We start from the raw sequence: 17,163 nt of genomic DNA, 5'->3' as shown, positions 1-17,163 counted from the left end.
ATGACCGACCTGACCCCCGACCGGCTGCGCCACGACGCGCTGCTGCTGGTCCCCGACGTGACGCTGACCCCCGACGGCCCGCTGGAGCTGCACGCGGTGGTGGTACAGGACGGCGTGTTCCGCGACGTCGGCCCCGTCGAACGAATCGTCCGCACCCACCCGTCGCTGACCCCTCTCCGGCTGCCCGGGCACGCGCTGATGCCGGGCTTCGTCGACGCCCACCACCATCTGACGCAGAGCTTCGGCGGCGCCCTCGCCTTCGGGGAGCCGTCGGAGATCTTCCGCCGGGTGTGGGTGCCGCTGGAGCGCGCCCTGGACGAGGAGTCGGCCTACGTCGCCGCGAAACTGGCCGCGCTGGAGTCCCTGCGGGGCGGTTTCACGACGGTCGCCGAGTCGGGGACCCGCGCCCCGGTGGACGTGGACGTGGTAGCCTCGGCCGCCCGTGACGCGGGGATCCGCTGTGTGCTGGGGCTCGTCTGCAACGACGTCCCGGACGGCACCGGAGCGGACGCGGACCCGCAGGCCGTGCTCGCCGCCGCCGAGAAGCACCTGGCGCGCTACGGCGGCGACGACCTGGTCCGTCCCGCGATCGCCGTGTCCGTGCCGGAGGCCGCGACGGCGCACACGCTGGCCGCGACGGCACGGCTCGCCGCCGACGCGGGCACGGTCGTGCAGATCCATGTGAACGAGCACCTCGTCGCCGTCGAGCACTCCCTGGTCCGGCACGGGCTGCGGCCCCTGGAGTATCTGCACCATGTGGGCGCCCTTGGCCCGCAGTTGCTGGCCGCGCACGCGACGTTGCTCACTCCTCGCGAGGTCACGCTGCTCGCCGACAGCGGTGCCGCGGTCAGCTACAACCCGGTGGCCAGCGCGTGGAAGGGCAACGCCGTCGCCCCGGCGACCGCCTTCGCCGAGCGCGGCGTCCGGTTCGGGCTCGGCACCGACGGGACCCGCGGGGACGGCTTCCGGCTCACGGACGCGGCGGAGTTCGCTCAGCGGCTCACCTACGGCCTGGCCAGCGGCGACTCCTCCTGCGGCGCCGGGTGGACGTGGTGGGAGCGGGCCACCGCGGGCGGCGCGGACGCGGTCGGACTCGGCCGGCACACGGGACGGGTCGTGCCCGGTGCCGCCGCGGACTTCCTCCTGGTCGACCTCGACCGGCCGGAGATGCGGCCGTCCTGGGACCTGCCGTGGGAGCTGGTGCGGCGCGGCAACCGGGACCAGCTCACCGCCGTGTTCGTCGCCGGCCGCCTGCGCCTGTGGCACGGCTGGCCACCGGACTGGGACGGACCGGCACTGGTCCGCCGGGCCGCCGAGCTGGCCCCCCGCGTGGTACGGCGCGCCGGGGTCACGCGGGCCCATCCGACGTCGGTGGCGGCACGGCAGCGGACGGCGGCGCACCCCGGGCCGGCGGCCGGGAACCTGCCCTGTCCCGGTGCCCGGCGATGAGCGGCGGCACGCTGGCGGTGCTGGCGCTGACCGTCGCGGCGGCCGCGTTCGTGCAGGGGGCCAGCGGCCTGGGGTTCGCGCTGATCGTGGCGCCCGTCGCGGGGCTGCTCGATCCGGGGCTGCTGCCCGTGTTCGTGCTGACCTCGATGATCCCGCTGAACCTGTACGTCGCCTGGCGTGAACGGCACAGTCTCGATCTGCGTGGCGCCGGGTGGATCACGGCGGCGCGGCTGACGGCGACTCCGGCGGGGCTGGCGCTGCTGTGGGCGATCCCGGCGGGCGCTCTCGGAGCCGTCGTCGGCGCGGCGACGGTACTGGCGGCGGTGGTGAGCCTCGTCGTGCCGTCGTTCGTGCCCGGGCGCGGCGCCTACCTGGGCGCCGGTGTCGTCACCGGTCTCACCGAGACCGCGACCGGCGTGGGCGGCCCGCCCCTCGCGCTCGTCTACCAGCACCGGCCGCCCGGCGAGCTGCGGGCCACGGTCGCCGCCTGCTTCCTGGTGGGCGAAGTCGCCTCCCTGGCCCTGCTGTTCGGCACCGGGCGCGGCCGTCCGGCGGACATGGGCTGGGCGCTCCTGCTGCTGCCCGCGCTCGCGGCGGGTGCCTGGCTCAGCCGCCTCGCGCACCGGCGCCTCGACGCGGGGAAGATGCGGGCCTTCGTCCATGTCTTCGCCCTGGTGTCGGGGGTGGTGCTGATGGCCGGGACGTGATCTGGCCGGCCGCTAGGTGTACTTGGCCAAGAGGTTGGTGACTCGCGTCGGTAGTTGATCAAGAGAAGGCTGGGGGAGGGAGTTAGACGACAGGGCCTAGGTGCCCGGGGTCCCGTCGCCCGGGCCCGGCGGCCGCCGCAGGGACGAGGCGCGCAGGACGAGCCGGGGCGCGGCGGACGGCGCCTCACCCCCGGTCTCCGCCGGCCTGGTTTCGGCCGATCCGGTCTCCGCTGGCCCGGTCTCCGTCGGCTCGGTTTCAGCCGATCCGGTCTCCGCCGGTCCGGCATCCGTCAGCCTTGCTGTCGCGCCCGTGGCCTGTCGTGCGCCCAGCCGGGCGAGCAGCAGTTCCACCGCGTCCGCGGCGGCCCGGTCCAGGCCCAAGTCGACCGCCGTGAGCGGGGGTTCGCAGGTGCGGGCGCGCAACCCGTCGTACCGGGTGACGACCATGACGTCGTCCGGGACGCGGCGGCCGGCGTCCCGCAGGGCTCGTACGGCGCCGACCGCGAAGGCGTCGACGAGCACACACAGCGCGTCGACGCCGGGGTGTTCCGCGAGCAGGTCGGCACACCGGTCGTACCCCGCCTGCTCGCCGCCGTCCTCCGGCGCGGTCGCGACGATCGGTGCCCAGCCGTACGCGGCGGCGATCCGTTCGTAAGCGGCGCGGGCGTCGATCGCGGAGTGCCGGGTGCCCGCGCCGACGACGAGCGCCGGGCTGCGGGCGCCCTGGTCGCGCAGGTGGTCCAGGAGCAGTTCGACCACCCTTCCGCCGTGCAGGTCCACGTAGGGAGCGTCGTCATCGGGTGCGGTGGGCCGGCCCAGCGCGACGTACGGCAGCCCGCGCTCGCGTAGTTGGGCCACGGCCGCGTCGTCCGCCTCGGGTTCGACCACGATCGCGCCGTCGATGTCGACGGAGTAGAGCGCGGATCCGGACTGCACAGGCGGGATCAGCACCAGGGCGTAGCCGTGGACGAGGGCCCGCTCGGCCGCGGCGGCGGCCACCTCCATGTAGAAGCCGAGGCGCGAGGGGCCGCCGGCCACCGCGAACGGCATCGAGGAGGCCAGCGCGATGGCCTTGGCCTGGCCCCGGCGCAGCCGCTGGGCGCGCAGGTTGGGCCGGTACCCCAGCTCGGCGGCGATCTTCTTGATGCGTTCCCGGGTCCGCGGGTCGACCTTGCCGATGCCGTTGAGGGCGTGGGACACCGTGGTCCGCGACACCGACGCCGCCGCGGCGACGTCGGCGATCGTGGGCCGGCGAGCGCCGTGCGAAGTGGTCATGGGCCCATCTTCGCAACCTCCACCGCCCCGGGGCCACCGCCCCTTGCCCCTGCGGCAGCGGCCTCGGCAAGAGCGACTGCATGACCACGCGCCGTACCGGGCCGGGCAGGTACCGGCCGCGTCTGGTGGGGCTCGCGGGTTGGTGCGACGCTGGGTGGTGAGGGCTGCGACGAGGGGCATCCTGGAGGGCCGATGGGACGCGACGTCCCGGCGCTCGTCTTCACCCGCGAGGACCGCCGCCGGTACCGGATCAAGATGCACGCGTGCCTGGACACGCTGGCGCAGATGCTGCGCGAGGCACGCTTCGAGTCCGAGCGGCCGCAGGTCGGTCTGGAGATCGAACTGAACCTGGTCGGCGACGACGCTGAGCCGGCGATGCGCAACACCGATGCGCTGAAGGCGATCTCCGACCCCGCCTGGTCCACCGAGCTGGGCCGCTTCAACCTGGAGATCAACGTGCCGCCCCGGCGGCTGACGGCGGGCGGCCCCGACGCGTGGGAGTCGGAGATCCGCGCCGCGCTGAACCACGCGGACGAGCGGGCCAGGTCGATCGGCACGCGGCTGATCATGATCGGGATCCTGCCCACCCTGCGGCAGGCGGACATCGGCGAGGAGACCCTGTCGGAGAACCCGCGCTACCAACTGCTCAACGACCAGATCTTCGCGGCCCGCGGCGAGGACCTGCGCATCGAGGTGGACGGCGTGGACCGGCTGCGCACCTACGCGGACACCATCACCCCGGAGGCGGCGTGCACGAGCACGCAGTTCCATCTCCAGGTCTCTCCCGAGGAGTTCGCCTCCTACTGGAACGCGGCGCAGGCCATCGCCGGGGTCCAGGTGGCGCTGGCGGCCAACTCGCCGTTCCTGTTCGGCAAGGAGCTGTGGCACGAGACCCGCATCCCGCTGTTCGAGCAGGCCACGGACACCCGCCCGGAGGAGATCAAGGTGCAGGGCGTCCGGCCCCGGGTGTGGTTCGGGGAGCGGTGGATCAACAGCGTCTTCGACCTGTTCGAGGAGAACCTGCGCTACTTCCCCGCCCTCCTCCCGCTGTGCGACGAACAGGACCCGGCGGAGACGCTGGACCGGGGCGACATACCCGAACTCGGCGAGCTGACCCTGCACAACGGCACGATCTACCGCTGGAACCGCCCGGTGTACGCCGTCTCCCACGACGTCCCGCACATCCGCGTGGAGAACAGGGTGCTGCCCGCCGGACCGACCGTCGCCGACACCCTCGCCAACGGCGCCTTCTACTACGGCCTCACCCGGGCCCTGGTGGAGGAGGACCGGCCGGTGTGGTCGCGGATGTCGTTCGCGGCCGCCGAGGACAATCTGCACACCGCCGCCCGGCAGGGCATCGACGCCCCGCTGTACTGGCCCGGCATGGGCGAGGTGCCGGTGCCGGAACTGGTGCTGCGCCGGCTGCTGCCCCTCGCCCACCGGGGACTCGAGCACTCGGGCATGGACGACGCATGGCGGGAGCCGCTGCTCGGCATCATCGAGCAGCGCTGTGTGGTGGCACGCAACGGCGCCGTGTGGCAGAAGGAGATGTTCCACCACCTCGACGCGACCACGCGCGCCGGCCGCCACGAGGCCCTGCGGCAGATGACCCAGCTGTACATCGACTACATGCACCTCAACGCGCCCGTCCACACCTGGCCGGTGGACTGAAAGCAGGCTCAGCCGCGCCCGCTCAACAGGTTCACCTACGAGTACGTGCAGAACCACCTCGGGGCCGTCCTCGGCGACGCCCTCGGTCCGGACCATTCCCCCTGAACCGGTCACGGCCACGGATGTACTGTGCAACGACCCGCCCAACACCTTGCGTGCACGAACATCCGGAGGAGAGGCACCCGTTGGCCGCCAGCTACTTCGAGCGCATTGACCACCATCGCTACAAGCCCACCCCGCATGCCGGCGGCGCGTGGGATCCCGACGAGCAGCACTTCAGCCCGCTGGCCGGACTCGTCGTCCACGCGATCGACCGGTACCGCGCCGAGCGCCCGCCGAGCGGACTGCTCCTGTCCAGGATCAGCTTCGACATCCTGGGGCGCCTCCCCCTGGACGAGTGCGAGATCCAGGTGGAGTCGATCCGGCCCGGCCGGACCATCGAACTGCTCGAAGCGGTCGTACGCATCGCGGACCGGCCGGTGGTACGGGCCCGCGCCTGGCTGCTGACCGAGGTGGACACCGGCGCCGTGGCCGGCGGTGCCGAGGCGCGCCTCACCCCGCCGGACGGGCTCGCCGGTCACTCCCTGGCCGAGGTCTGGCCCGGCGGCCACTGCGCGTCCGTCGACATCCGTCCGGTCACTCGCGCGGAGCCTGGCCGAGGAACGGTCTGGATCTCCACGGACCTCGACCTCGTGGCCGGCGAGCCGAGCAGCCCGCTCGCCGCCTACGTCGCCCTCGTCGACACGGCCAACGGCATCGCCGTACGCCGGCCGCCCACCGAGTGGATGTTCCCCAACGTCGACCTGACGATCCACCTGCACCGGCAACCGGCGGGCCGCTGGGTCGGCCTGGACACCACGGTCACCTTCGGCCCCACCGGCCAGGGCCTCACCAGCAGTGTCCTCCACGACATCCACGGCCCGGTCGGCCAGGCCCAGCAGACACTCACGGTACGGCCGCTTCCGGGCACCTGAACAGTCCGCTGGCCGCCGGGCCCGGCATGGCTCTTCCCTCCTGTCGAACAGACGACCTGGCCTGGGCAAGGCGGAGGCCGTGCACGCGCCCGCACCACCCACCCGCACCCGCACCCGCACCCGCACCCGCACCCGAGACCATCGAAGGCTCAAGTCCCGCCCGCAGACCCCTCCGTACGCGTCGCCCCCACCGAAGCCAGCCCCACCGCCGCGACCCCCGCCCACTGGGCCACCGCAAGGTGCTGACCGAGAAACAGCAGCCCGATCAGCGCGCCGATCGCCGGTTCCAGGCTGGTCAGGACTCCGAAGACGCGCGGAGTCAGGCGGCGCAGGGCCTCCAGCTGGAACGTGTAGGGCACGACGCTGGAGAGCACGGCGACCGCCGCGGCCACGGCAAGGGTGCCCGGGTCCAGGAGGCGGGTGCCCGCCTGTGTGATGCCGTACGGAAGGCTGATCAGGGCTCCCCAGGCCACGGCCAGCGCGAGGCCGCGGTCGTCCGGGGCGTGTCCGGCCAGCCGCTTGCCGAGCAGGATGTATCCGGCCCAGCAGCATCCGGCCACGGTGGCGCAGGCGATGCCGGTCGCGTCCAGGGCCGTGCCCGTGCCGCTGAGCAGCAGGACGCCGGTGGCGGCGAGGCCTGCCCACAGCAGGTCGGGGGCGCGGCGCGAACCGCACAGGGCGATGGCGAAGGGGCCGAGGAACTCCAGGGTGGTGGCGGCGCCCAGGGGCAGCCGGGCGACCGCCTCGTAGTAGGCGAGGTGGTGCACGGCGAGCAGGGTTCCGGCGCCGGCCGCGATGCCGAGCCCGGCCCGGTCGCCGCGGATCCGGGGCCGCCACAGCGCGGTGAGGGCGACTGCGGCGATGACCAGCCGCAGGGTCACCACGCCGGCCGGTCCCACGGCCGGGTAGAGACGGGTCGTCAGCGCGGCCCCGCCCTGCAGGCCGAGGATCCCGCCGAGGACGAGCCCCGGGGCCGGTGCGGTGCCGAGTCCCCGGCCGACGACGAGGGCGGCGCGGGCGCGGGGCGTGAGGTACTGGGTGATGGTTATCGGACTCCGGGGGTGCGGCGGCCCTCACAGCCTAGGAGGACGAACCGTTGTGGATCAATGGGTGGGGACGGTGACGAGCGGGGCGCGCTCGGCCCGTCTCCTCGGGCTCAGGCAAGTACCAGCACGAGGGGCACGCCCCGGCACGGCACCAGGCGCATGCCGTCGTACGCGCCCGGCCGCGCCGCGCTGAGCAGTTCGCCGAAGTCCGGGCCCTTGGTGAGGGAGCCGGCCAGGTGGGCGGGGTCGGCGGAGGCGGCGACCCGGCCCCGGGCGTTCACCAGGTGGGCAGGGCGGGACAGACGGCGCAGGAGGGGGAGGACGGCCGCCTCGAAGTGCCGCAGATAGACGTCGGCGGCGGCCACTCCGGCGAACCGGCCCTGGAGCCGGACGGGTTCGGAGAGGGTCAGGCTGTACTCGTCGGAACAGAGGTAGTCGACGTACGGTCCGGCCACCGCCCGGCGCCCGGTGTCGCGGGGCAGCGCGAACCAGTCCCAGTGCGTGTAGTCGGAGTACGCCGACTGGCCGGGATCGAGGTCCAGCAGGAGCGGGCGTACCTCGCCGTCGGCGCCGGACTGCCACCACTCCAGCCAGGCGGGCACGTCCGTCAGCAGGCCGGGCGCCGCGACGAAGCCGACGCCGGAGACGAGTTCCTCACGGGTCAGGTGGACGTGCAGGCCGGGCCGTAGGGCGGCGAGGTCGGCGCTGGCGGGCCGGCGGCCCTCCGCGACCACTTTGCCGAGCAGGGCTTCGGTGTCGGCGCGGGTCGCGGCCACCGTCTCGAAGACGGCCTCCAGCGCACCGCCGATCTGTGCGGCCACCCACGTCCCGGCTTCCGTGTCGAGGGTGGTGAGCGCGGGGCTCCGGCCCATGGTGTCCTCCAGCGGACGGGAACCTGACGCGGCGCGGTCAGAGGGTCAGGCGTACGGCGACGAGCCGCGCCGTCGACTGCCTGACGCACCGCTCGGCCAGCGTGCCGGCCGTTTCGTGGGCCCCATCCTGCACGGCGGAGATCACGGCGCGGTGACGGTCCGCAACTTCTTCACGAAACGCGTCGTCGGCCAGGACCAGACACAGCAGGGCACCGATCTCGCTCTGCAGGCCGACCTGTTCGCGGGTGAGCCGGGCGGACTGGGCGGCCGCCGCGAGCTCCACATGGAAGCGGCCGTACAGCCGGCTGCGTGCCGCCGCGTCCTCAGCCTGGGGCAACTCCTCGACGGTACGGCGGAGTTGATGGAGGTCCTGGGGTTCGGTGCGCTGGGCGGCGAGCCGGGCGGCGGCGCCGGACAGGGCGGCCCAGTGGTCGCCCAGGTCGCGCAGTTCCTCGGTGCTCCAGCCGCGCAGCCGGGCCTTGAGCCGGTCTTCGGCCGGGACTTCGGGCAGGGAGACGAAGCTGCCGCCGCCGCGTCCCCGGCGTGTGGTGACCAGGCCCTGTTGCCGCAGGGCCATGAGCGCCTCGCGCAGGGTGACCGTGGAGACGCCGAGCCGGCCGGCCAGCTCGGTCTCGCCGGGCAGTTGCTCGCCATCGGCGAGGAGACCCAGCTCGATGGCGTCGCCGATGCGGCGGACGACCGCGTCCACGCGGGCCCGGTTGTCCACCGGGCTGAAGACGGCCCCGCGGGCGCCGCCCTCCATCTCGTACTGCCTCACGGTCACCACCTCATGCGTTGACTCAAGCTTTGCCCTAAGGGGACCTTGAGCATTGGCATTGAACTATGACTTCATATGTTTGCGGTCAACCGGTTTCAACGTACAGCGCGCCAGAAAGGTTCCCCTATGCAGGGAATTGCGATCCGGCTGCAGGACCTGCGGAAGTCGTTCGGCGAGACGACCGCCGTGGCCGGGGTCGATCTGGAAATCCGGGACGGGGAGTTCTTCTCGATGCTCGGCCCTTCCGGATCCGGCAAGACGACCGTCCTCCGGCTGGTCGCCGGGTTCGAGACACCGGACCAGGGCCGGATCGAACTCGCCGGACAGGAGGTCACCGGCCTCGCCCCGTTCGAGCGGGACGTGCACACGGTGTTCCAGGACTACGCCCTCTTCCCGCACATGACGGTCGAACAGAACGTCGCCTACGGCCTGAAGGTGCGCAGGGTGCCGAAGGCCGAACGGCTCGTCCGCGCCCGCAAGGCGCTCGCCGAGGTCCGCCTGGAGGGCTACGGCCAGCGGCGTCCCGCCCAGCTCTCCGGCGGGCAGCGCCAGCGCGTCGCCCTCGCCCGCGCCCTCGTCGGCCGGCCCCGGGTGCTGCTGCTGGACGAGCCGCTCGGCGCCCTCGACCTGAAGCTGCGCGAGCAGATGCAGGTCGAGCTGAAGGCGCTCCAGCGGGAGGTCGGCATCACCTTCGTGTTCGTCACCCACGACCAGGAGGAGGCCCTGACGATGAGCGACCGCATCGCCGTCTTCGACCAGGGCCGCATCGCCCAGGTCGGCACACCCGCCGAGATCTACGAGCGCCCGGCGACCCCCTTCGTCGCCTCCTTCGTCGGCACCTCGAACCTGCTCGACGGAGAGACGGCCCACCGGATCATCGGCGCCCCCGGCACGTACAACATCCGGCCGGAGAAGATCCGCGTCCTGAAGGAGTCCGCCGAGGCGGACGAGCCCGAGCACGCCACCGCGACCGGAACCGTCGCCGAGGCCGTCTATCTCGGCGACGCCACCCGCTTCCTGGTCGACCTCGACGGCGGCGGCCGGCTCACCGCGCTCCAGCAGAACCTGGAGACCTCTTCCGAGGACGTCGCCGCCTACCGCGGCACCCGGGTCCGCCTGACCTGGCACCGCCGGCACGCCGTCCGGCTGCCGTCCTGACCTCTCCCCCGCCTCTACGTCCCCATGGAGAACGCCGTGCGCCTCACCCGTACCCTGCGCACCGCGGCCTGCGCCGCCGCCCTGCTGCTCGCCGCCGCCTGTGACTCCTCCGGCTCGGGCGGCTCGTCCGCCACCGGGCTCAACCCGCCCGATCTCAAGGCCCCGACGAAACTCGGCAGGACGGAGGGCCAGGTCAATCTGGTCGCCTGGGCCGGCTATGTCGAGGACGGCTCCAACGACCCGAAGGTGAACTGGGTCGGCGACTTCGAGAAGCAGACGGGCTGCCAGGTCCACTCCAAGGTCGCCGCCAGCTCGGACGAGATGGTCAAGCTGATGAAGACCGGCGAGTACGACGCCGTCTCCGCCTCCGGCGACGCCTCCCTGCGCCTGATCGCCTCCGGCGACGCCGCTCCCGTCAACACCGCCCTGGTCCCCAACTACAAGGACGTCTTCGCCGGGTTGAAGAACGGCGCCTGGAACTCGGTCAAGGGGCAGATGTACGGCATCCCGCACGGCCGGGGCGCCAACCTGCTGATGTACAACACACAGAAGGTCAAGCCGGCACCCACCTCCTGGTCCGCCGTCTTCGACGACGCCTCCCGGTACAAGGGGCACGTCACCGCGTACGACTCGCCGATCTACATCGCCGACGCGGCCCTCTATCTCAAGGCCACCAAGCCCGAGTTGAAGATCAAGGACCCGTACGCGCTCGACCAGAAGCAGTTCGACGCGGCCGTGGCCCTGCTCAGGCAGCAGAACCACAACGTCGGAGAGTACTGGAGCGACTACCTCAAGGAGGTCTCCGCCTTCAAGAGCGGTGACTCGGTGGTCGGCACCACCTGGCAGGTCATCGCCAACCTCGCCGCCTCCGAGGGCGCCAAGGTCAAGGCGCTGGTGCCGAAGGAGGGTTCGACCGGCTGGTCCGACACCTGGATGGTGTACAGCAAGGCCAAGCACCCCAACTGCGCCTACAAGTGGCTGAACTGGATCGTCTCGCCCAAGGTCAACGCCCAGGTCGCCGAGTACTTCGGCGAGGCGCCGGCCAACTCCAGGGCGTGCGCCGAGACCAGTGACAAGAACTTCTGCACGGTCTACCACGCGGCCGACGAGAGCTACTGGAAGAGGATCGCCTTCTGGAACACGCCCATCGAGCAGTGCCTCGACGGCCGCAAGGAGGTCCGTTGCGTGCCGTACGCCAAGTGGGTACAGGCCTGGACCGAGATCAAGGGCTGAGCCGTGACGACCGACGTGACCACCGCCGCCGGCCGGGGAACCGTCCGGCGGCTCGCCGGAAGCCTGCACCGCAGACCCAGGCTGCGGCTGACCCTGCTGCTCACCGCCCCGCTGCTGTGGCTGGCCGTCCTCTACCTCGGCTCGCTCGCGGTCCTGTTCGTCTCCGCGTTCTGGACCACGAACTCCTTCACCTCGCAGGTGGTGAAGGTCTGGTCGACGGACAACTTCCACGAGCTGTTCACCACGCCCGTCTTCCGTCAGGTGATCCTGCGCAGCGTGGGCGTGGCGCTCGCGGTGACCGTGCTGTGCGCGCTCATCGCCTTCCCGGTCGCCTTCTACACCGCGCGCGTGGCCAGGCCGAAGTGGCGTCCGCTGCTCGTGGTCGCCATCCTCACCCCGCTGTGGGCGAGCTACCTGGTCAAGGTGTACGCCTGGCGCCTCATCCTGTCGGAGGGCGGCCTCGCCGACTGGATGCTCGCGCCGTTCGGGCTGAGCGGCCCCGGCTTCGGCCTGCCGGCCACGGTCCTCACCCTGACCTACCTGTGGCTGCCGTACATGATCCTGCCGATCCACACGGCCCTCGAACAGCTCCCGGCAGGCCTGCTCGACGCCTCGGCCGATCTCGGGGCGCGGGCCGGGCGGACCTTCCGCTCGGTGGTCCTGCCCATGGTGCTGCCCTCCGTCGCGGCCGGTTCGGTGTTCACCTTCTCGCTCAGCCTCGGCGACTACATCACCGTGCAGATCGTCGGCGGCAAGACCCAGCTGATCGGCAACCTCGTGTACTCCAACATCGAGCTCAACCTGCCGATGGCCGCCGCGCTCGGCACCGTCCCCGTCGTCGTGATCGTCCTGTATCTGCTGGCGATCCGCCGCACCGGTGCACTCAACAGCCTGTAGGAGAAGAGCGCCATGCATCTCAGCCGCACCGCGCGCATCGTCCTGCGCACCGGCGCCGGGCTCGGTTTCGCGGTGATCTACGTCCCGCTGCTGCTCGTCCTCGTCAACTCGCTCAACCCCGACCGCAGCGCGAGCTGGCCGCCGCCCGGACTGACCTGGCACTGGTGGGCGGTGGCCGGGCACAACTCCGGTGCCCGGCAGGCGTTGTGGGTCTCGGTGAAGGCGGGGCTGGGCGCGACCGCGATCGCGCTGGTCCTCGGCACGCTCATCGCGTTCGCCGTGGCGCGGCACCGCTTCTTCGGCCGGGACACGGTGTCGTTCATCGTCGTCCTGCCGATCGCGCTGCCCGGCATCGTCACCGGCATCGCCCTCAACTCGGCCTTCGGGACGGTGCTGGAGCCGCTCGGCGTGGGGCTCGGGCTGTTCACGGTGATCGTCGGCCATGCCACGTTCTGCATCGTGATCGTCTTCAACAACGTGGTGGCCCGGTTGCGCCGTACGGCCGCCTCGTACGAGGAAGCCGCCATGGATCTCGGCGCGACCACCTTCCGCGCCTTCGCGGACGTCACCTTCCCGCTGGTCCGTTCCGCGCTGCTGGCCGGCGGTCTGCTCGCCTTCGCGCTGTCCTTCGACGAGATCGTGGTCACCACGTTCACCGCGGGGCCCGGGATCGAGACCCTGCCGATCTGGATCTTCGACAACATGACCCGGCCGCAACAGGCACCGGTGGTGAACGTCGTGGCCGCGGTACTCGTGCTGCTGTCGGTGATCCCGATCTACGTCGCCCAGCGGCTGTCCGCGGACACGGCGACGTCGAGCCGGGTGTGAGAGTCTGTACGGCGGATGGACAGGGGGATGTATGAGTACGGGGAACGGCGTCGACCCGGCGCGGGCGGTGCGCGCGGCGTACGAGGCGGCCTCGGCGGTGGTCGCGGGCCTGGATGACGAGGAGTCGTGGCTGCCGACCGGCTGCACCGGCTGGGCGGTCCGCGACCTCGTCTTCCACTGTCTGAGCGACGCCCAGCGCGCTCTCGTGGCCCTGCACACGCCGGCGCGGGAGCCGGTGGACCGGGACGCGGTGACGTACTGGCAGGACTGGCGGCCGGACACCGTGGGCGCGGCGAACGGACGGCGCTGGGTGCGGGTGAGCGCGAGCATGTTCCTCGACTGGGGTCAGCTCCAGGGCCTGTACCTGGAGACGCTGGCCGCGGCCGCGCACGCCGCCGGGACCGCCGACCCCGCCGGTGCCGTCGTCACCCAGGGGCACGTGCTGACGGCCCGGGACCTGCTCACCACCCTCGCCGTGGAGGCCACCGTCCACCACCTGGACATGACCGTCCGGCTCCCGAACGCGCCGGGTCCGGCGCCCGAGGGGCTGGCCGCGGTGCGCGCCACGCTGGACGGTCTGCTCGGCCGGCCGGCGCCTGCTCAGTGGAGCGACGAGCACTACGCGCGCGTGGGAACCGGCCGGGCACCGCTCACCGAGGCCGAGCGCACCGCGCTGGGCGCGGCGGCGAAGCGTTTTCCGCTCTTCGGCTGAGGCCAACACGGGGACACGCGCGGGCGACACCTGCGCGGTGCGGGGCGCGCAGGCCGGGTTGATGGAAGCCTGCGCCCCATGCACACCCCACCGAGCATCAACAGTTACGTCGACCGGGTCACCGCGGGCCCCGGCGGAGCGATGACCGACGAGGTCGGCGTCATCACCGGCGACCTGACCGTGGCCACCATCCTGCTGTCCGACGGTTACAGCGTGCGCGTCGCCATCCAGCATTCCGGCAGCGACACCTGGTACACCCTCGCCGGCAGCCCCGCACCCGTGCCCGCCGGGCAACTCGCCGCCTATCACCGGGATCTGCTGGGCCGCATCCGCCGGGGAGGCGGCACCCGCGCCACCTGAGCGGCCACACGGAGGGCAGAACGGGCCGGGAGGCGGCCGGGCCGAAGTCGGGCGGCCCCCGGTGACACCTCAACTCCCGTCGCCATCAAGCGGTTTGACTCCCTCATGAGCGTGCAAAAAGGCGACTCCCGCACCTTGACCGATGCATGGTCCAGACCAATCATGGCCTAGACCAATAGCCCCGGCCGGGGCGCACCGCGTCGTTCGCCAACCGGGAGTACCCGATGACACGTCCGAGACCCGTACGCGCCCTGCTCGCGGGCCTGGCCACCCTGGCCGCCTCCGCGGGGCTCGCCCTCGGGGCAGGGGGCACCGCACACGCGGCGACCCCGCTGCCCCCGCACGTGTTCGCGCCCTACTTCGAGGCCTACAACGGCGACAGCCCCGCCGCGCTGTCCCAGGCCTCCGGCGCCAAGTACCTGACCATGGCCTTCCTGCAGACCGACAAGAAGGGCTCCTGCACCCCGTACTGGAACGGCGGCACCGGCACGCCCGTGGACTCCTCCGTCTTCGGCGCCGACTTCAGCACCATCCGCTCGCGCGGCGGCGACGTGATCCCGTCCCTCGGCGGCTACGCGGCGGACAACGGCGGCACCGAGATCGCCGACAGCTGCACGAACGTGGATTCCATCGCCGCCGCCTACGAGAAGATCATCACCACCTACGACGTCTCCCGGCTCGACATGGACGTCGAGGACAACTCCCTCACGAACACCGCCGGCATCGACCGCCGCAACCAGGCCATCAAGAAGGTCCAGGACTGGGCCGCCGCGAACGGCCGCTCGGTGCAGTTCTCCTACACCCTGCCGACCACGACGACCGGCCTCGCCGACAGCGGCCTCGCCGTGCTGCGCAGTGCCAAGAGCGCGGGCGCCAGGATCGACGTCGTCAACATCATGACGTTCGACTACTACGACGGCGCCACCCACCACATGGCCACCGACACCGAGACGGCCGCGAGCGGATTGCACGACCAACTGGCCGCTCTCTACCCTAACCTGTCGGACAGTCAGCTGTGGAACACGGTCGGCGTCACCGAGATGCCCGGCGTGGACGACTACGGCCCGGCGGAGACCTTCACCACCGCCGACGCCCCCACGGTGTACGACTGGGCGGTGGCGAAGGGCATCAACACCCTGTCCTTCTGGGCCCTCCAGCGCGACAACGGCGGCTGCCCCGGCGGCAGCGCCTCGGACACCTGCTCGGGGATCGCCCAGGACACCTGGTACTTCACCCACACCTTCGCGCCCTTCACCGGTGGTACGACGACCCCGCCGACCGACGACTTCTCGGTCTCCCTCTCCCCCGCCACCGCCTCGGTCGACCCCGGCGCGACCGCGACCGCGACGGTGAAGACCTCGGTGACCTCGGGTAGCGCACGGGCGGTAGACCTGGCGGTGAGCGGCGCGCCCAGCGGAGTGACCGCCTCCCTCAGCCCGTCCTCGGTCACCGCGGGCGGCACGTCCACGCTCACCGTGAAGACCGCCGCCGGCACGGCACCCGGCTCCTACCCCCTGACCGTCACCGGCACGGCGGGCCCGACCCGGCACAGCTCCACGTTCACCCTGGCGGTGAAGGGGTCCGGCGGCACCGCCGTTCTGGCCGACGGCGACTTCGAGACGGGCTCGCTCGCGCCGTGGACCTGCGACACCGGTGCCACGGTGGTCTCCTCGCCCGTGCACGGCGGCTCCCACGCGCTGAAGACCGTGCCGTCCGCCTCGCAGACCGGCCAGTGCGCACAGACGCTCACCCTCAAGCCCAACACGTCCTACAAGCTGAGCGGCTGGGTGCAGGGCCCGTACGCCTATCTCGGCGTCAGCGGCGGCGCGACGGCCAGCACCTGGGCCTCGTCCTCGTCGTGGTCGAAGCTCACGGTTCCGTTCACGACCGGCGCCTCGGGCACGGTTACGGTGTACGTCCACGGCTGGTACGGCCAGGGCGCGGTCTACGCCGACGACCTCACCCTGAGCTGATCCACGCTGATCCACGCTGATCCACCTTTGCGACCGGCCCCGCTCGGCGATCAGCCGGGCGGGGCCGGTCCATGCGATCCACCGGTCGGCAGCGGGGGTCGTCGCCCGGCGTCCGGACGCCGCCTTCCGTAGGCTGAAGAGACCGAAGCTCCTCCGGGAGGCCTCCCGCAGGCAGGAGACGGTCGTGATCGGACTGGCCGCGGCGTTCGCCGTCGCGGGGGCGGCGAGCAACGCCGTGGGCACCGCTTTCCAGCGCAAGGCCGCGTCGGCGAGCAGCCGCGGGGGGCTGCGGCTGCTCGCGGAGCTGGTGCGCAGGCCCTTGTGGATGATCGGCATGTGCGGGGTGGTCTGCGCCGCGCTGTTCCAGAGCCTCGCGCTGGTCAACGGCCCGCTCGCCCTGGTCCAGCCGCTCTTCATCCTGGAGCTCCCGTTCGCGCTGCTGGTCGCCGCCCCGCTGATGCACCGGCGACTGCCCCGCTCGGGCTGGTGGGGCGTCGGCGCCTGTGTCACGGGCCTCGCCGCGCTCCTGGTCGCCGCCGCCCCGCACGGCGCCGTCGACCACGCGCCGCTCATCCGCTGGATCCCGGCGCTGTGCCTGTGCCTGGGCGGGATGGCCGCGGCGGTTCTGCTCGCCGGCGGGGACCGCTCGCCGGCCCGGCGCGCCGCGTTGCTGGCCGCCGCCTCCGCCACGGGCAACGCGCTGACCGCCGCACTGCTGAAGTCGGCCAGCGGGACCTTCGCGGACCACGGATTCGCGGCATTCCTGCGGTCCTGGCAGACGTACGGCTTCGCGCTCGCCGGCATCGCAGCCGTGATCCTGCTGGAGAACGCGCTCCAGGCCGGTCCCCTGGCCGCGGCGCAGCCGGCGCTGACCATCGGAGACGCGGTGGTGAGCCTGACGCTCGGCATGACCCTGTTCGGGGAGCGGATCCGCATGGGCTGGTTGCTGCTCCCGGAGGCGGCGGGCGCCCTGCTGATCATCGGGGGTGTGCTGGTGCTCAGCCGGGCCGTCCAGCACATCACGGTGGTGCCGGTGGCGGTGGAGGAACGGGACCTGGCGACCTGACCAGGATCGGCGCACGAGGACGCACACGGACGCTCCCCTGTTTCCCGCCCGGGATCGGCCCCTGCGCTTCCCTGCCCCTGCGCGATCCCGTCGATCCGCGCCTGCAGGCGTTCGCCCTGGGCGGCCATCAGGCCGGGGTCGAGTCGGGGCTGCCGTTCACCGTG

The 17,163-nt window shown here is 72.3% G+C and carries 16 protein-coding genes; 12 read left to right on the top strand and 4 right to left on the bottom strand.

Annotation, left to right across the window (positions count from 1 at the left end; all coding sequences use genetic code 11):
- Both ACWC2T_RS15065 and ACWC2T_RS15060 read left to right on the top strand, forming a co-directional pair.
- Positions 1-1,449, top strand: a complete 1,449-nt coding sequence (locus tag ACWC2T_RS15065) for an amidohydrolase family protein (protein WP_450670804.1) — start codon at positions 1-3, stop codon at positions 1,447-1,449.
- Complete coding sequence (locus tag ACWC2T_RS15060; RefSeq protein ID WP_450670803.1) at positions 1,446-2,156, top strand: sulfite exporter TauE/SafE family protein; 711 nt, start codon at positions 1,446-1,448, stop codon at positions 2,154-2,156. The genes ACWC2T_RS15065 and ACWC2T_RS15060 overlap by 4 nt, the downstream gene beginning before the upstream one ends.
- 96 nt (positions 2,157-2,252) lie before the next feature.
- Here the strand turns inward: ACWC2T_RS15060 and ACWC2T_RS15055 are convergent, their stop codons facing one another.
- Positions 2,253-3,431: a substrate-binding domain-containing protein gene (locus ACWC2T_RS15055; protein WP_450670802.1), complete on the bottom strand. Its 1,179-nt coding sequence runs from the start codon at positions 3,429-3,431 to the stop codon at positions 2,253-2,255.
- A gap of 192 nt (positions 3,432-3,623) precedes the next feature.
- On the opposite strand from ACWC2T_RS15055, the gene ACWC2T_RS15050 reads away from it, so the two are divergent.
- Positions 3,624-5,102 carry a glutamate-cysteine ligase family protein gene (locus ACWC2T_RS15050; protein ID WP_450670801.1) on the top strand — a complete coding sequence of 493 codons (1,479 nt, stop codon included), beginning with the start codon at positions 3,624-3,626 and terminating at the stop codon, positions 5,100-5,102.
- Between the two features lie 122 nt (positions 5,103-5,224).
- The gene (locus tag ACWC2T_RS15045) at positions 5,225-6,076 is read left to right on the top strand and encodes a thioesterase family protein (protein WP_450670800.1); all 852 of its coding nucleotides are present in this window, start codon (positions 5,225-5,227) and stop codon (positions 6,074-6,076) included.
- 149 nt (positions 6,077-6,225) lie between these two features.
- On the opposite strand, the gene ACWC2T_RS15040 is transcribed toward ACWC2T_RS15045, so the two are convergent.
- The 3 genes from ACWC2T_RS15040 to ACWC2T_RS15030 all read right to left on the bottom strand — a co-directional run bounded on the left by ACWC2T_RS15040 (position 6,226) and on the right by ACWC2T_RS15030 (position 8,757).
- Positions 6,226-6,960, bottom strand: a complete 735-nt coding sequence (locus ACWC2T_RS15040) for an EamA family transporter (RefSeq protein ID WP_450670799.1) — start codon at positions 6,958-6,960, stop codon at positions 6,226-6,228.
- Between the two features lie 272 nt (positions 6,961-7,232).
- Positions 7,233-7,994 (bottom strand): PDC sensor domain-containing protein, encoded by a 762-nt coding sequence (locus ACWC2T_RS15035; RefSeq protein WP_450670798.1) that lies wholly within the window; start codon positions 7,992-7,994, stop codon positions 7,233-7,235.
- 37 nt (positions 7,995-8,031) lie between these two features.
- Positions 8,032-8,757 (bottom strand): FadR/GntR family transcriptional regulator, encoded by a 726-nt coding sequence (locus ACWC2T_RS15030; RefSeq protein WP_450670918.1) that lies wholly within the window; start codon positions 8,755-8,757, stop codon positions 8,032-8,034.
- Between the two features lie 141 nt (positions 8,758-8,898).
- Between ACWC2T_RS15030 and ACWC2T_RS15025 the strand changes: the two genes are divergently transcribed.
- The 8 genes from ACWC2T_RS15025 (at position 8,899) to ACWC2T_RS14990 (ending at position 16,999) form a co-directional block, all read left to right on the top strand.
- Positions 8,899-9,930 (top strand): ABC transporter ATP-binding protein, encoded by a 1,032-nt coding sequence (locus ACWC2T_RS15025; protein ID WP_450670797.1) that lies wholly within the window; start codon positions 8,899-8,901, stop codon positions 9,928-9,930.
- A gap of 36 nt (positions 9,931-9,966) precedes the next feature.
- Positions 9,967-11,163: an ABC transporter substrate-binding protein gene (locus ACWC2T_RS15020; protein WP_450670796.1), complete on the top strand. Its 1,197-nt coding sequence runs from the start codon at positions 9,967-9,969 to the stop codon at positions 11,161-11,163.
- Between the two features lie 3 nt (positions 11,164-11,166).
- A complete protein-coding gene (locus ACWC2T_RS15015) occupies positions 11,167-12,060 on the top strand; it encodes an ABC transporter permease (protein WP_450670795.1) in 894 nt (297 codons plus the stop codon).
- A gap of 12 nt (positions 12,061-12,072) precedes the next feature.
- Positions 12,073-12,888, top strand: a complete 816-nt coding sequence (locus ACWC2T_RS15010) for an ABC transporter permease (protein WP_450670794.1) — start codon at positions 12,073-12,075, stop codon at positions 12,886-12,888.
- A 31-nt stretch (positions 12,889-12,919) separates the two neighbouring features.
- Positions 12,920-13,600, top strand: a complete 681-nt coding sequence (locus ACWC2T_RS15005) for a maleylpyruvate isomerase N-terminal domain-containing protein (protein WP_450670793.1) — start codon at positions 12,920-12,922, stop codon at positions 13,598-13,600.
- 78 nt (positions 13,601-13,678) lie between these two features.
- A complete protein-coding gene (locus ACWC2T_RS15000) occupies positions 13,679-13,960 on the top strand; it encodes a hypothetical protein (RefSeq protein ID WP_450670792.1) in 282 nt (93 codons plus the stop codon).
- A gap of 224 nt (positions 13,961-14,184) precedes the next feature.
- Positions 14,185-15,933, top strand: coding sequence for a carbohydrate binding domain-containing protein (locus ACWC2T_RS14995; RefSeq protein WP_450670791.1), 1,749 nt, complete (start codon positions 14,185-14,187; stop codon positions 15,931-15,933).
- A gap of 184 nt (positions 15,934-16,117) precedes the next feature.
- Positions 16,118-16,999, top strand: a complete 882-nt coding sequence (locus ACWC2T_RS14990; RefSeq protein WP_450670790.1) for a DMT family transporter — start codon at positions 16,118-16,120, stop codon at positions 16,997-16,999.
- The last annotated feature ends 164 nt before the right edge of the window (positions 17,000-17,163 follow it).

This window comes from Streptomyces sp. NPDC001393 (assembly GCF_053597455.1).
This window is presented reverse-complemented; position numbering and strand designations above follow the sequence as displayed.

Excerpts from the sequence above, each read along its gene's own strand:
- ACWC2T_RS15065 (WP_450670804.1), top strand. The coding sequence starts at position 1 with ATGACCGACCTGACCCCCGACCGGCTGCGCCACGACGCGCTGCTGCTG.
- ACWC2T_RS15060 (WP_450670803.1), top strand. The coding sequence starts at position 1,446 with ATGAGCGGCGGCACGCTGGCGGTGCTGGCGCTGACCGTCGCGGCGGCC.
- ACWC2T_RS15055 (WP_450670802.1), bottom strand. The coding sequence starts at position 3,431 with ATGACCACTTCGCACGGCGCTCGCCGGCCCACGATCGCCGACGTCGCC.
- ACWC2T_RS15050 (WP_450670801.1), top strand. The coding sequence starts at position 3,624 with ATGGGACGCGACGTCCCGGCGCTCGTCTTCACCCGCGAGGACCGCCGC.
- ACWC2T_RS15045 (WP_450670800.1), top strand. The coding sequence starts at position 5,225 with ATGTACTGTGCAACGACCCGCCCAACACCTTGCGTGCACGAACATCCG.
- ACWC2T_RS15035 (WP_450670798.1), bottom strand. The coding sequence starts at position 7,994 with ATGGGCCGGAGCCCCGCGCTCACCACCCTCGACACGGAAGCCGGGACG.
- ACWC2T_RS15030 (WP_450670918.1), bottom strand. The coding sequence starts at position 8,757 with ATGGAGGGCGGCGCCCGCGGGGCCGTCTTCAGCCCGGTGGACAACCGG.
- ACWC2T_RS15025 (WP_450670797.1), top strand. The coding sequence starts at position 8,899 with ATGCAGGGAATTGCGATCCGGCTGCAGGACCTGCGGAAGTCGTTCGGC.
- ACWC2T_RS15010 (WP_450670794.1), top strand. The coding sequence starts at position 12,073 with ATGCATCTCAGCCGCACCGCGCGCATCGTCCTGCGCACCGGCGCCGGG.
- ACWC2T_RS15005 (WP_450670793.1), top strand. The coding sequence starts at position 12,920 with ATGAGTACGGGGAACGGCGTCGACCCGGCGCGGGCGGTGCGCGCGGCG.
- ACWC2T_RS15000 (WP_450670792.1), top strand. The coding sequence starts at position 13,679 with ATGCACACCCCACCGAGCATCAACAGTTACGTCGACCGGGTCACCGCG.
- ACWC2T_RS14995 (WP_450670791.1), top strand. The coding sequence starts at position 14,185 with ATGACACGTCCGAGACCCGTACGCGCCCTGCTCGCGGGCCTGGCCACC.